The following is a 14228-nucleotide window of genomic DNA, read 5'->3' as shown; positions in this document are numbered from 1 at the left end:
AAGTAATGTACCTTAGATGGCTACTATGCCCCCAACAGCGGCAGCAGCACCCGAGGCTATAGCCGTAGCAAATAGCCACCATGCCGCCGCCGCGGCTGTTTTACGAGTATTCTCGGCTTGATGTAAAGCTGCTTGCTTTGCCTCTTCGGTTCGGCGCGTAGCTTCCCGCTCTAAAGTATCTACTTTCGTAAGTACTTGCTGACGAGTTTCATCCACTCTGTTGCTGATATTTTCGACATCACGACGAGAAATCTTGTCATTAGAAGTTAACAACGCCATAAACGTTTCTTTATCAAACTGGCTCAAACGGTGCTTCAGTATTTGGGGAGTAGACTTAGGATTATTCATCATTTTCTCCACATCCCACTTCAAGCTGTCGTACTGAAGCTCAGGACGATTCAATCCGTTCAGGTACTGGCGAATTTTGTCTTCAAACCCTCCGTTATCCGTTGAAGCACCGTAGTTTTCTAAGCTACCATTGGCTTCCGCCTGAATAGTATTGGCTTGATAGTTGGCCTGCGCCTTTTTCTGTTCAGCCTTGTTTTGCGCCTGAGAAGATTTACTAGCTACCCAATCGATGGCATCTTCAACGTAAGAGACTACTTTCTCTGCTTTCTCATGATCCATCTTCTGATGATTCTCTAATAAAGCAACCAGCGTACCTCGATCCATTTTACCCACTCGCTCGCTCAAAATAGCCTGAGCGTTGTTAGGATTATTAACAATCTGCTGAATATCGTTTCGGATTGCTTGCGGATCTAACTCGCTTCGCTCGGTTTCTTTTAAGTAACTTTCTATTTGTGTGATGTACTCATCTATATCTTCTTCGCTAGCCGAAGAAAATTGAGCAGCTACTTTTTTAGCTTTTTCTTCCTGAGTGTCGCCTGCTTCTACTGCCTGCTTTGCCTGCTGAAAGGTGCTTTTCAATTTTTTCACATCCTGCTTGCTTAGGCTAGGCTGCTCTGAAGCTAGCTTAACAAAAATTTCGGTATCCAATACTCCCTCACCTTCGGTATCCGTTTTTTCTTCCACTCGAATATCTTTCAGTAGGCCAATAAAGTCTTGCTTTACCTGCTCGTAATCAGGACCACTGTTGGCTGTCTGCTCCATTCGGTCTACGTACTCATCTACCTTCTGCTTTAGCTGATTGAGGTCAAGTGCATCTTCCATCTCCATTCGTACTTTCTCGATGGCATGATCCGCTATATTTTCAATTTGGCCCTTTTGCGAAGATGAAAATACGCTCTGCACCGCAGAAGCCGCACTACGCAAGCCCGACGTTACTGTGCTTATCAAAGAACCCAACAGCGTACTCACCGCCTTGCTCTCTAGGTAAGCTAACACTGTAAAGAATGTTGCCCAAATTACGAGACCTAGCGTAACTCCAGTTATTTCATTACCGATCAAACTTAGTTTTACCGCTAGCAGGCTAGCAAAAAACAACGCAATACTGGAAGTTAGCAACGTCCAAATACCTACTCCTGAACTAATTTTCACACCCAACGGAGTACTACTTGACGAATCGGACGAGCTAGAAGAACTACTTGATTGGTTCGCCTGCTTTTCTACATTACCAATAGCCGAAAAGCCAATGGCTACCGACAGGGAAGTAAGCAATACCTGAAAACCAATGGCTAATAGTACACCCGCTAAAATGCTAATAAAAAACTGGGGAGTAGCCACTACATCAGTTAGTGGTAATTGCCCATCTTGTGCCATGCTTGAACTGCTGGCCAACAGCAATACGCCCAAAGTAAAGAGCATCAATCGTGTTAATTTCATAGTCAAAAAAAATTTAGTTTAAAAAAATTGTGGCTAAAAATCTTGCAGTATTAACTGCATCATTATCAAAATGTTAATTAGTTGTCAGTCTCTACTTCTTCGCTTCTCTGTTCGGTTTTCACTTCTTCTTCTATCACCTTATAATTACCCTGAGCGAACTCTTGCTTTTGCTCCCGCTCAATCTCTTTGGTAATAGTATCTACCTCAACCGTACGTTTCACAATAGTTTTCTCTATTTCGTACTCTGTAGTTGCTCCTACGGTATCTACACTTTCTACTACCTTCCGATTTACATCATAGGTAACTTCAGCTTCTACCGTATCTATACTAATTACTGTTGTCTCACTCTCAGTAACAGTTGCTTGGTTAGCATCGCAAGCTATTGCTATTAGTGCTACTGCTGGAAGAGTAAGAAGGGTTGTTTTCTTCTTTAAAAAATTCATAATACAATCGCTTCTGTGGTTAAAAAATTATACTTCAATTGGTGTAAGGAAAATATTATACCACTTGTTTATAGCCCTACTATTGCAGTCTATTCCGCTATTTTGGGTACTAATTTCCTCAGTGGTTCGGGAAAGTATTCCCACAACTGCCGAAAATCCGGGTTGGATAAGCTTTTGCTAGGCAAAGAGTGATAATATTAGATAGTGACCACTAACATTTTTAAACTATGACTTTTCCCATTTTTTTTAACTACATGAAGGAAACATATCAGGAATGGTCTGACGATGATGCTTTTCAGAAAAGTGCTTCGTTGGCCTACTATTCTATCTTTTCTATTCCGGCCCTAATGATTATTGTTATCAACATTGCATCACTCATCTGGACTCAAGATTATGTGCAACAGCAGCTTACCGATCAAGTTGCGGGTATGATGGGTACCGAGGCTGCCAATCAGGTAGAAACGATGATCTCTAAATCTCGAGAGAACTCTAACTCTACCTTAGCCATCATAATAGGGATAGCTACGCTGATTTTTGGTGCCACCGGAGTTTTTTACCAACTACAAAAAGCCCTGAACGATGCTTGGGAGGTAGAGCCTAACCCCGACTCGGGTATTAAACAGATGGCTAAAAGCCGGATCAACGCACTAGGAATAGTGGTAGCCATTGGTTTTCTGTTAATGGTATCGCTGCTAGTTACTACGGCTCTTTCAGCATTGAGTGGCTGGATTCAGCAACAGTTGCCCGGCTTCCCCCAGTTTATCTTCTACCTATTACAAATTATGGTATCTATCGGAGTAATTACGGTGCTGTTTGCCGCTATGTTTAAGGTATTGCCCGATGCTAAAGTAGAGTGGCGTTCGGTTTGGGCCGGAGCATTGCTTACCGCTATTCTGTTTACCATTGGCAAATTTCTGATTGGTTTTTACATCGGTAAAACCGATCCGGCTTCCACCTTCGGAGCTGCTGGTTCTATTGTACTGATTATGTTGTGGGTATATTACACTGGTTTGATTCTGCTATTTGGAGCCGAATTTACGCAAGTGTACGCCCGTAATGAGGGTCATCAGCTTGAGCCAGACGAACACGCCCAGCGTACTGCCGAATACCGACTACAGGAGCGAGAAAAGCAAGAAGCTTAATGCGTAATGATTGACGATTAGTGAATGATGATTAATGATAGTAGTGCGCTTACTATGCAGTACTTATTAATTATCTGGTATTAGTTCTGCCAATTACGCGAAGAGATGATGTAGTATGTAACCGAACTAGAAGATAGCGTTAACTTAAGTCCGCGCAGAGTTGAGCCAATACATAGCTAAGATAGGAAGAGGCAATTTGGTGCTCTATTCAACGGATAAGATTATCATCAAACGGATTCTTAACAGTTAGGTGTAAGCCACTATCATTTAATCTCTTCTTTCTTCATGGCTGCTGCAATGGCTGCTTTTTGAACTATGCTTTTCTGGTTAGGCTGGCAGCCATATCCGGCTAAATCGCAAAATAAAGCCGGCATGTCGCGCAAAGGCAGTACGTACTGTGGATGATCTCCGAGTAAGGCATTTAGAGGTAGAATCGGATTATACGCGTCTTCTGGCGACTGAGCTATGGTAACTCCTTCTTGATATGTTGTTTCTACCAAGCCCTTCACTCCATCTTCCAAGCCACCAGTGAGCAGTACTGATACTGCTCGCTTTTTGTATTCCTTAGCCCCACTTTTAAACAGCATATCTATACTGGGTCGCCAGTGCTCTTCTGAGGGTTCTTCAGCATGTATAATGTGGTTGTCCTTTATCATAAGATGGTGCCCATAAGTAGGAAGATAAATAGTACTAATTGCTACTACCTCCCCCGTTATTGGAATCTTTATCGCCAAATTACTAACAGGTTTCAGTAACTCAAGAAGACGATGTTTAGTAATTGGGCTGCGCTTCAAGCGATGTAACAAAAAGAAGAAAGAAGCCGGAAAACCTGCCGGAATATTTTCAGTTAAAAAGCGTAATGCCTCTACCCCTCCCTTACCCGAGGTTCCGATCATAAACACCGGTGGCGAATCAGGGTATTTTAGCTTTATTGCAAGTTTATTAAGTTCACTATTCATATTGCTGAAGTACTAGCCGATAATTTTATAGACACTAGTAAGGTAAACATCTTTTCGGTGGAAAGGTTAACTATTTTAAATTACCCCCTTCTTCTAGCTCTTATCATTCGTTTCGGAGTGAGTCAGCAGGATTGGCTAGAGCGGCGCGGGCCGATTGGTAACTTACAGTTAGCAGTGCAATAAGCAAAGCAGCAGCCCCGGCCACTACAAATACTGTGGGGCGAAGGGTAACTCGGTAGGCGAAATCGGCCAGCCACTGATGCATAGCGTAATACGCAATGGGCGAGGCAATTACCAAGGCAATAATTACCAGTACTGCAAAGTCTTTGGTAAGTAAGTGAATAAGTTGCAGAACCGACGCGCCTAACACCTTACGAACGCCCACTTCTTTAGTGCGCTGTTCGGCAACAAACGTTACCAGGCCAAATAATCCGAGGCAGGCAATAAATATGGCGATTCCGGCGAACACCGTAAATATCTGACCTTGTTTTTGCTCGTTCTGGTATAATTGGTCGTAGCTCTCGTCTAAGAAAGTAAAAGCAAACGGATGCTGGCTGACAATGCCTGCCCAGGCTTCTTCTACTAAGCCAACTACCGGCTTCACCGAACCGGAAGTCATTTTAATAGCAATTATTCGGTTATCATCTCCTATCATAATTGCCAACGGATCAATCTCATTGTGCAATGAAGCAAAGTGATAATCTTCTACTACGCCCACCACTCGGCGGGGAATTGTGTCAGAAAAAGGATTAGTAATTTCTTTTCCTAAGGCTTCTTCAGGAGTCCATTCTAGTGTACGCGCAGCGGTTTCGTTAATGATGATGGCTTCCTGAGCATCGGTTTGTCGGTCTTCGGAGAAGTTTCGTCCGGCAAGTAGAGTCAGCCCCATCGTTTCCAGATAGTTCTCATCGGTGAAGAGCGTATTCATAATCACCTGTTCCTCCTTCCCTTGCACATCGAAGGTATACATATCGTGAAAGCCACCCGGCTCGCCCGAGGCAGCAGACACTTGAGCGATGCGGGCATGTTGGCGAAGCTGGTCTTTAAACGTCTCTCGTTGCTCGTAGATTTCTTCGTTGTCTACTTCCAAGAGCATCACTCGCTCTTTATTAAATCCTAGTTGTTTATCCTGAACATAATTCATCTGCTGAACCACTACCAGTACGGCCACCATCAATACAATAGAGATTACAAACTGAAATACCACCAGGCCCTTGCGGAGATACTGCCCCTTCGCCCCTACCCGATTACCACCCTTGAGAGCTTTAGCGGGTACAAAAGCGGATAAGAACATTGCCGGATAGCTTCCAGCCAACAGCCCAACTACTAGTGCAATACCGAGTAAAAGTATCGGAAAGGCAATGCCATCGGTCAGAGAGAGTGTCAAGTTAATTTCAGCAAACTGATTGAAAATGGGCAACGTAGTAGTCATCAGCACAATGGTAAACAGCACGGCTACAAAAGTTGTCAGGAACGACTCACCAAAAAACTGATAGATTAGATCAGAACGATTGGCTCCCAATGATTTTCGCACTCCCACTTCGGTAGCCCTTCGGGCAGCGCGAGCCGTGGCCAAGTTCATAAAGTTGATGCAGGCAATCAGTAGAATAAATACGGCTACCACCAGAAAGATATACGTCATAGTTCGGTTTCCGTGCTTCGTCCACATATCAAACTGTACGTTGTTGGCGAAGTAGATTTCAGTGAGGGGCGATAAGGTAAGCCCGAGCCGCAAACCCAATCGCTCAAAGTCTTCCCCCATATACTTCTCCATAAAGGCCGGAAACTGCTCTTCCAAAGCAGCTTCGCTTACTCCTTCGCTCGCGAGCAAGTAGGTCATCATGTTGTTATTCCACCATCCTGTGAACCACTCTTCTTGCTCAAAGAGATGCACCGATGCCAGAAAGTCAAATTCAATATGAGAGTTTTCGGGTACGGGCGCGAGCACTCCGGTTACCAGTAAGGGATACTCATTTTCGTACTCCAGTTCTTTACCGATAGGATCTTTATTGCCGAAATATTTTTGCGCCATCGCCTTAGTAAGCACTACACTACCCGGTTCGCTCAGTGCTGTTGCGGGATCACCCTGAAGAAGAGGAAACGTAAATACCTGAAGAAAGTCTCGGCCTACGAAGCTAATATCGTCGCCCGTAAATGCTTTTTCTCCCGCAGTGATCAGACCGGAGCGGGGCATTACCCGCACCGTAGCCGCTATTTCTTCAGGAAAGTCATTAAGCAGGGCTTCCGCGTAGGGTGGCGAGGTAGGCCCGATCTCTTGGTAGCTACCCTGGTTAGTAGTGCGGTATACTTTGTAAATACGATCTTTTTTCTCATGGAACTGATCGTAGCTTTGTTCGTACTGAACGTACAGTGCGATAAACAAGCAGCAGGTAATCCCGATAGCAAGTCCTAGTACATTGATGCCCGCGTATAATTTATTTTTCAGCGAGTTCCGATAAGCAGTAATAAGGTAGTTTTTAAGCATAATTTCAATAGTGTGTAATATCGCCGTGCAATGTGCAATGTCGCCGTGGAACGGTGCAATGTGGAAAAACGCATTCCCGAATCACAGGTTTACATTTTATTGTTCACTGTTAACTGCTCATTGCTCATTGACAATACTGTGCCAACACGATTTTCGCCTTAAAAACCTAATTTATTACCCACAACATGATCGATACCGAGCGATAGGTGTACAATAACGGACACTTTCAACCTACATTCCTGGAAAAGGAAGCCAATAATGAAAGTAATTGATCCTCACCATACTAATCACTCGTACCGGATTGCTTTAGTGGGGTTTATGGTTGATGCTTTAATACTCTCGTAGGCTACAGTAGCCAAGGCAATTACGGCAATAATCAGAATGGATAAACCGAAAACTGTCCAACCAATTTCTGCTTGATACACAAAGTTCTGAAGCCACTCCTGCATTAAAAAGTACCCCAGTGGTAGAGCAACTACGCAGGCCGTGAGTACCATCAGCATAAATTTACTGATTAGCATCAGCAAGATTTGTGACACAGTAGCACCCAGTACTTTACGCACCCCAATCTCCTTCGTTTTTTGTTCAGCAGTGTAGGAAGCCAAACCGTACAGTCCCAAACAAGCAATCAGTATGGCCAATACTGAGAAAACTCGGATCAAACCAGCTATTCTAATTTCGGAAGCATACATGTTTTCTAGCTTATCGCTCATAAAGCGGTACTGAAACGCCGCCCCTGGCATTACCTCTTTCCAGGTTTTTTCTATTGTCGCCAGCTTCTCGGGTATTTTATCCGAAGGAATTTTCACGTGTACGGCTAAGCTCTGCTGGGGTTTCCCCTGAATAACCGTCGGTTTTATACTAGTGTGAATAGACTCAAAGTGAAAATCTTCTACTACGCCAATCACCCGGCCACTTTCTTTACTAATGGTATCCAACACCGTGTAACCAAGCGCCTCATCCGGGGTAATATTGAGCATCTGAACCGCAGTTTCGTTTATCAGATAGTTGTTTGAGTCGGAGACATTCTGTTCATCAAAACTTCTTCCGGCCAAGATTTTCAGATTGAACACTGTGGGAAAATTATAGTCGCCCCCCAACCGTTTCCAGTTGTACACCTGATCGTTCAGTTCGGGCAATGTGAGTGATGCACTTAACGGATGAATATGAGGCAAGCGGGGTAAACCCACCGCTAGCGTTATATCCTCAATATCGCTATTATTTAGCAGTTCGTTCTTCAGCACCTCATATTGCTCAGCGGGGGCGATTCCCGGCCCAATGGCGATAGACATGATAGACTCCGCATCGTCGTACAGCTTGGTGTTTTGCACCAAATTCATTTGCTGAAGAATTATTCCGGTACTTACAATGAGCAGCACCGAAACCGCAAACTGAGCAATTACTAATGCTTTTCGCAGCGAGCTAGAGCCTTTTCTCAAGACCAATTTACCTTTCAGCACTTCCACAGTTTTAAATCCCGACAGGAAAATTGCCGGATAAGCACTAGAAACAACTGATACGATTAACCATATACCGAACAGCGCCCCAACCACATCGACCCGCAGCAGGGAAAGCAGCGAAAAATCCTTATCGGCCAGCTGATTGTACGTTGGCAAAGCGAGCATAACTAGCAACAACGCTACCAGCAGCGCAATAAAGGCAGTAAGCAACGATTCTTGAAAGAACTGAAATACCAGGCTCCATCGGCTGCTTCCCAAAGCCTTCCGGACCCCAATTTCCCGAGCTCTTCGAGCCGACTTAGCTGTAGCCAGATTCATATAATTGATACAGGCGATCAGCAGAATCATAAGGCCAATAGAACCAAAAATGATGATGTAGCTGTAGTCAGACTGGCTATTCCACCACGACCAATCCACCTGATCGTCAAAATGAAAATCGGTAATGTTTCTTAGAAAGGGATTAATTTTGTAATTCGCCTCCTGGAAATGCTCATCGGTAATACGCTTTACGGCAACCTCTACCTGCTCAAGGTCAGCACCATCTTCCACCTGAATGTAAGTCGCCATGAATAATTTATCCATTGAGGAGAGAACATCGGCGACTGATGCCTCCATTCTCCGTTGGAGAAAGGGATTGAGTGTCCCCATCGATATCAGATAATCGGGCTGCATATGGACATTGCCGGGATAATCCTGCATAACTCCGGTTACCTCGAGGCTAATGTACCCTTCGGTAATCGCCCGGTGCTGCATCTCCAACTGTCGCCCTAGCACATCCACCTCACCAAACAGTCGCAGTGCTGCTGTCTCGGATAATACTACGCTATTCGGTTGAGTCAAGGCTTCATCCCGATTGCCCTGTATCAGCGGAAAGTGCATCACTTGGGAGTAGGTATCCTCTACGAAGAATAGCTCACCGTCTTCCGAGAGAATAACTTCGTCCTTTTCTGGATTTCGCATACTATATGACCATACCATCTGGTAGTAGCGTAGTATATGCGCTACCTGATCGGGCATTTGCTCCTTTAGCAGATGGGCTAACCCGGCGGGTGCGGTAGTATGAAATCGTTTTTCGCCCTGCTCATTAGTGATTTCTACTCCTATCCCGAAGGTTTGACCCGGAGCAGGGTGAGCCGTATCGTAGGTAAGTTCATCTTGAATATAGATGAAGATAAGTATCACCGAGGCTAAACCGATGGACAGCCCCATAATGTTGATAAAAGAGTACCCTTTGCTTCGGCCTAATGCCCGCCATGCTACTTTCAAGTAATTGTAAATCATGAGAAGAAGGTAAGGTTGAACACAAGTTATTCTGATGCTTACCGAAGGTAACTTGCTATTCACTGAAATCATACTAATCAATAAAGTATTGAGTGGTGTCTTCGCTCAATCAATTATGTTATTTATCAGCGATGATAATTAGAAAAGAGAAGAAGTCAACGAATTAGACCTTCTTGACAAAGCAAGGATGAGTAACCGGATGAATTATTACTGACCCAATCCCAAGAATGGTATCTGCATGTTCCTACCTATCAAAAGGGACACGACGAGGATGTAGCAGGCATTGAGCCCGTAGACGATGAAGGTAGTAATGAGAGGAAGGGTAACATTAATATCAAAGCCTCCGTCATCTAATCTTGGACTAAAAAGAACATAACATAGGCAAGAAAAATCAGCCCAGTCCACCCTACTTGAATAAGCACTTGTCTTTTGCCAAACTGGTTAGCACCTCGCACTTTATCTTTGTTGATAATCCAGAGAATCAATGGTAAGATAATATTTCCTAAAGGAAAAGCCCAGTAGGCTAAAGCTGACAAATTGATTGCCTGAAGGATGTTACTATTTTCCGCCTTCGTAAAATCCATCAAATCTTCTACCGCAATATCTAGTGCTTGAGCTAAGGCAATAAGCGTATGGCCGCGCGGTTCGGTTTGTCCAGCTTCTACTCTTTGCAAAGTACGAGTACTAATATTAGCACTTTCGGCCAGAAATTCCTGAGAGTACCCTCGCTGAACTCTTCGCCCACGAATTCGCTGGGCTAATGTATCGCTCGCTTTCATGTTATTTACTTTTTCCCAAAAGAAGGAAATTGAGCATTATCTCCTTACGTCAACCACCCGTCATTTCTACGACATTGGTGTCGGTCTGCTCTCTAACGCTGTTTTACCACGTAAGTCGGGCAATTTTTCCATCCGCCCCACACGCCCAAGCCACCGAACTACTCGATGCTGTCTGCACACTGTGGTAACCTACGGTATCCATAAAAGTCCAGGTAGCACCAAAATCAGTAGAATAATCAGAACCAGTGGTGCCTACCGTTACGTAGGTTCCGGCATTAGGTAAATAGGCTACACCAGAGCGATACCCCTGAGGCGGGGTAATGGCTGAGTACCAAGTACGCCCTCCGTTAGCCGTGTACGCTGAGTTTTCGGTATTCACATTCGGGTTTCGGTAATCCCCACCCACCGCTACTCCGCGCAAAGTATCTACGAATGCCAATGAGAATATTCCTTTAGACGAAGTACCCTGAGCCAAAGGGCTACGGTTAACCTCCCAGGTTTCTCCGCCATCTAGCGAGCGGAAAATTCGGGCATTGGTTCCACCGGTACCGAACCAAACACAGCCACTACCCTGCACCGTAATATTAGTGCCACTGGCAGCAAAACCTGCTTCACCAGTGCTAGGTCGCATTGACCGTTCGGTAGGCACTATCGGTGACCAATTTTGCCCACCGCTTGTAGTGCTCAACAGAGTAAATTTCTCGTTTATAGGATCGCCTATGACCATGCCGCGCTGCTCATTCCAGAAAGCCATGCCATCAAGAAAAATATTCGGTAATGTATCTTCCAATTGCTTCACCCAATTGCTCCCTCCGTTTTCGGTTTTAAAAATGTAGGCCGGACTACCAGCCGAAAGCACGTAAGCCAGTTGGTCGCTGAACGCTTCAATATCCCGAAAGTCTACCGAATCCGTACCCGGTATTTGTTTTTTTTCCCACGTCTGCCCTCCGTCTACGGTACGAAGTATGGTTCCAAACTGACCACTAGCCCAGGCCACTTCATCACTTACGGCACTTAGTCCTCGTAAGCTTACCGTAGTACCCGAATTCAGGGTTTCCCAAGTTGGCGAAAAAATGCGACGTTCGTTCGAGTTACATCCTAGTAGAATGAGTCCCCCGAAAATGACTACCCAAGTCTTAATGCTCATGGCTGCGAAGATACACGAAAAACTTTGCGAAGTGCTAAAGTGATACTGTGTTTAAGTTTATTAGTTCAAGGTTCAGAGTTCAGAAGAAAGACTAAACACAGAGCCTTAAACTCTAAACCTTGAATTTCAAAACACCATCTACTGTATCAAAACCGAACACCGCACTGTTATGAAAATGATACACTTCATTCAATGAATAATTAGCAATGGGCAATTAACAATTTATAAATCAAGTACTTACATTTTTCTCCAAGATTGGAGGTAAAGTTGCCAGTATAATGAGTAATGATTAATGACGAATGAATAATGGGTGTCATCAATCATTACTCATTATTCATCAATTATTAGATTATGTTGCGTAACTACTGGAAAACCGCTGTTCGTACTCTCTGGAAGCATAAGAGCTATACCACTATTAATGTATTAGGCTTATCGTTGGGCATTACTTGTAGTCTGGTGCTTTTTCTGCTGATTCGTCACTGGCTGAGTTTTGATAGCTACCATACGAATCGCGATCGTATCTACCGGATTGTAAAAGAGTCAACTGATCTAGCCTCTGGAGATGGTATGCCGGGCGTTCCGTTACCATTGCCCGAAGCTTTTCGTACTGATTTTCCCGCAGTAGAAGCTGTAGCTTTAGTGGGTGAGATCGCTTGGGAAGGAACGCTACTTACCATTATCGATGAGAATGGCGAGGCAAAAAGTTTTCAGGAAGATGAGTACATTGCCTACGTAGAGCCGCAGTTCTTTCAGATCTTTGACCGCTCCTTTATTAAAGGTGATGCTGCTACGGCACTGGATGAACCGAATGAAATTGTACTATCCGAACGTCAGGCTCAAAAGTACTTCGGGGAACGCGACCCGATTGGACAAACAATTACCTTAAATCGGGAGAAAGAGCTGATCGTCACCGGAGTGATAGAGAATTATCCTGACAATACTGATCTCCCGTTCGATATATTCATTTCCGATCTTACTCGCGATTGGGAAGGGCATTGGGGCAGCACTAGCAGTGGCGATCAAGCCTATGTGCTATTAGCTGAGAGGCAATCGCCCGAAAGTATTGACGCACAGTTTCCGGTGTTTATAGAAAAACACTACGGTGACCCGCTCGACGAACAAGAATTCAAGCACTATCTGCAACCCTTGCGGGAGATGCACTTTGACCCGCGCTTTTCTACCTACACCTACCAAGGTGTGAGTTGGCAAACAATACGAATCCTGACGGCGGTAGCTGTATTTCTCATTCTAATTGCCTGCATCAACTTCGTTAACCTAGCTACCGCCACCGCTACCCAACGAGCCAAAGAAGTAGGAGTCCGTAAAGTGCTGGGTAGCACCCGCTCTCAACTGCTTCGTCAGTTCCTAAGTGAAACTACAATTATAACCATACTATCTGCCCTGATTGCCTTGGGTGGAGTAGAATTATTATTACTCAAGGTTAACCCTTTGCTTAGCAGCTCCTTAGAGTTACAATTGCTGGAGAACCCCAGACTACTCGCCCTGCTTATTGGTTTAGTGGTGATTATCAGTTTGCTTTCGGGCTGGTATCCGGCCTCGGTACTGTCAGGATTTAAGCCCGTCCATACCTTTCGAAACGTATTGCAGGGACAGCGTACCCGAGGCATTACGCTTCGCAAAGGGCTAGTGGTGCTTCAGTTTATAATTGCCCAGGTTTTTATTATCGGTACGCTGGTACTATTTCGGCAGATGCAGTATGTACAGCAAACCAACTTAGGATTTCGCTCAGAAGCTATATTGACCATGCGTTTACCCGAAAGCACGCTCGATCAGAAGCGGACTTTTCGCCAACAACTCACCCAGATCGCAGCCGTGGAGAAAGCCAGTTTAGGCTACGCAAACCCTGCCTCAGGATGGGTGTCGGCCACGGGCTATAAACTGGAAGGGGAAACTGAAAAGCGAACCACCCACCTAAAAGCCGCTGACATCCATTATTTGGACATTTTTCAAATCCCAGTAATAGCCGGGTCGCCCCTAACGACGGATACCGACACGCTCACCCAGGTGCTAGTGAACGAAACCTTAGCTGCTAGTCACGGACTAACTCCGGAAGAGATTGTGGGTAGAACCATCAATTTGTGGGACGCGGATATTCCCATTGTGGGTGTGGTAAAGGACTTTCATACCCGCTCACTCCGGGAAGCGATTGTTCCCACCGTGGTTCTCAACGATGCCCGGGGCTACGAGGCAGTCATCGCTCAGGTCAGCTTACCGAACCTGTCCGAGACCCTAGAATCCATTGAACAACAATGGAAAACTGTCTATCCTGAGTACACCTTCGCCTATATATTTGCCGACGATGAAATTGCTGAGTTTTATACGAGTGAACGACGGTTATCGCGCCTGCTGGGCGGGGCTTCGCTAGTAGTGGTCTTTATCGGCTGCCTGGGCCTGTATGGGCTCATTACCTTTATGGCGGAACGCAAGACCAAAGAAATTGGAGTTCGCAAAGTACTCGGTGCTTCGGTAACCAACATTATTGGCTTGTTCTCAATAGAGTTTATCAAGCTCATTGGCAGCGCCTTCGTTGTGGCTGCCCCACTGGTTTACTTAGTGATGAGTGGCTGGTTACAAAACTTTACTTATAAAATTGATTTGGGGATCGGCTTATTTCTGATCGGTATCGGAGCCACGCTAATTATCGCTTTACTCACCGTAAGCTATCAATCGATCAAAGCCGCTCTGGCGAATCCTGTAGATAGTTTGCGGAATGAGTAATGATTAGTGAA

At 44.9% G+C, this 14228-nt stretch carries 9 protein-coding genes; 2 read left to right on the top strand and 7 right to left on the bottom strand.

What is annotated here, in order from left to right; translation table 11 throughout:
• Nucleotides 1-12: 12 nt before the first annotated feature.
• Both P0M28_RS24380 and P0M28_RS24375 read right to left on the bottom strand, forming a co-directional pair.
• The gene (locus tag P0M28_RS24380; RefSeq protein ID WP_302205860.1) at nucleotides 13-1782 is read right to left on the bottom strand and encodes an MFS transporter; all 1770 of its coding nucleotides are present in this window, start codon (nucleotides 1780-1782) and stop codon (nucleotides 13-15) included.
• 77 nt (nucleotides 1783-1859) lie between these two features.
• Nucleotides 1860-2225, bottom strand: a complete 366-nt coding sequence (locus P0M28_RS24375) for a hypothetical protein (RefSeq protein WP_302205859.1) — start codon at nucleotides 2223-2225, stop codon at nucleotides 1860-1862.
• 227 nt (nucleotides 2226-2452) lie between these two features.
• Between P0M28_RS24375 and P0M28_RS24370 the strand changes: the two genes are divergently transcribed.
• Nucleotides 2453-3367: a YihY/virulence factor BrkB family protein gene (locus tag P0M28_RS24370; RefSeq protein ID WP_302205857.1), complete on the top strand. Its 915-nt coding sequence runs from the start codon at nucleotides 2453-2455 to the stop codon at nucleotides 3365-3367.
• Nucleotides 3368-3630: 263 nt separating this feature from the next.
• On the opposite strand, the gene P0M28_RS24365 is transcribed toward P0M28_RS24370, so the two are convergent.
• The 5 genes from P0M28_RS24365 to P0M28_RS24345 form a co-directional block, all read right to left on the bottom strand.
• Nucleotides 3631-4326, bottom strand: a complete 696-nt coding sequence (locus P0M28_RS24365; protein WP_302205856.1) for a chemotaxis protein CheB — start codon at nucleotides 4324-4326, stop codon at nucleotides 3631-3633.
• A 103-nt stretch (nucleotides 4327-4429) separates the two neighbouring features.
• A complete protein-coding gene (locus P0M28_RS24360) occupies nucleotides 4430-6811 on the bottom strand; it encodes an ABC transporter permease (RefSeq protein WP_302205854.1) in 2382 nt (793 codons plus the stop codon).
• A 287-nt stretch (nucleotides 6812-7098) separates the two neighbouring features.
• Complete coding sequence (locus tag P0M28_RS24355; RefSeq protein WP_302205852.1) at nucleotides 7099-9552, bottom strand: ABC transporter permease; 2454 nt, start codon at nucleotides 9550-9552, stop codon at nucleotides 7099-7101.
• Nucleotides 9553-9902: 350 nt separating this feature from the next.
• Complete coding sequence (locus tag P0M28_RS24350; protein WP_302205850.1) at nucleotides 9903-10331, bottom strand: helix-turn-helix domain-containing protein; 429 nt, start codon at nucleotides 10329-10331, stop codon at nucleotides 9903-9905.
• Nucleotides 10332-10434: 103 nt separating this feature from the next.
• Nucleotides 10435-11478 carry a WD40/YVTN/BNR-like repeat-containing protein gene (locus P0M28_RS24345; protein WP_302205849.1) on the bottom strand — a complete coding sequence of 348 codons (1044 nt, stop codon included), beginning with the start codon at nucleotides 11476-11478 and terminating at the stop codon, nucleotides 10435-10437.
• Between the two features lie 351 nt (nucleotides 11479-11829).
• Between P0M28_RS24345 and P0M28_RS24340 the strand changes: the two genes are divergently transcribed.
• The gene (locus tag P0M28_RS24340) at nucleotides 11830-14217 is read left to right on the top strand and encodes an ABC transporter permease (RefSeq protein ID WP_302205848.1); all 2388 of its coding nucleotides are present in this window, start codon (nucleotides 11830-11832) and stop codon (nucleotides 14215-14217) included.
• The last annotated feature ends 11 nt before the right edge of the window (nucleotides 14218-14228 follow it).

The sequence above is a fragment of the Tunicatimonas pelagia genome, assembly GCF_030506325.1.
In the GTDB taxonomy this organism is placed as follows: Bacteria; Bacteroidota; Bacteroidia; order Cytophagales; family Cyclobacteriaceae; genus Tunicatimonas; species Tunicatimonas pelagia.
Note: the sequence above shows the minus strand (reverse complement) of the source record. Positions and strands in the feature narration are given on the sequence as shown.

Excerpts from the sequence above, each read along its gene's own strand:
- P0M28_RS24380 (WP_302205860.1), bottom strand. The coding sequence starts at position 1,782 with ATGAAATTAACACGATTGATGCTCTTTACTTTGGGCGTATTGCTGTTG.
- P0M28_RS24375 (WP_302205859.1), bottom strand. The coding sequence starts at position 2,225 with ATGAATTTTTTAAAGAAGAAAACAACCCTTCTTACTCTTCCAGCAGTA.
- P0M28_RS24370 (WP_302205857.1), top strand. The coding sequence starts at position 2,453 with ATGACTTTTCCCATTTTTTTTAACTACATGAAGGAAACATATCAGGAA.
- P0M28_RS24365 (WP_302205856.1), bottom strand. The coding sequence starts at position 4,326 with ATGAATAGTGAACTTAATAAACTTGCAATAAAGCTAAAATACCCTGAT.
- P0M28_RS24360 (WP_302205854.1), bottom strand. The coding sequence starts at position 6,811 with ATGCTTAAAAACTACCTTATTACTGCTTATCGGAACTCGCTGAAAAAT.
- P0M28_RS24355 (WP_302205852.1), bottom strand. The coding sequence starts at position 9,552 with ATGATTTACAATTACTTGAAAGTAGCATGGCGGGCATTAGGCCGAAGC.
- P0M28_RS24350 (WP_302205850.1), bottom strand. The coding sequence starts at position 10,331 with ATGAAAGCGAGCGATACATTAGCCCAGCGAATTCGTGGGCGAAGAGTT.
- P0M28_RS24345 (WP_302205849.1), bottom strand. The coding sequence starts at position 11,478 with ATGAGCATTAAGACTTGGGTAGTCATTTTCGGGGGACTCATTCTACTA.
- P0M28_RS24340 (WP_302205848.1), top strand. The coding sequence starts at position 11,830 with ATGTTGCGTAACTACTGGAAAACCGCTGTTCGTACTCTCTGGAAGCAT.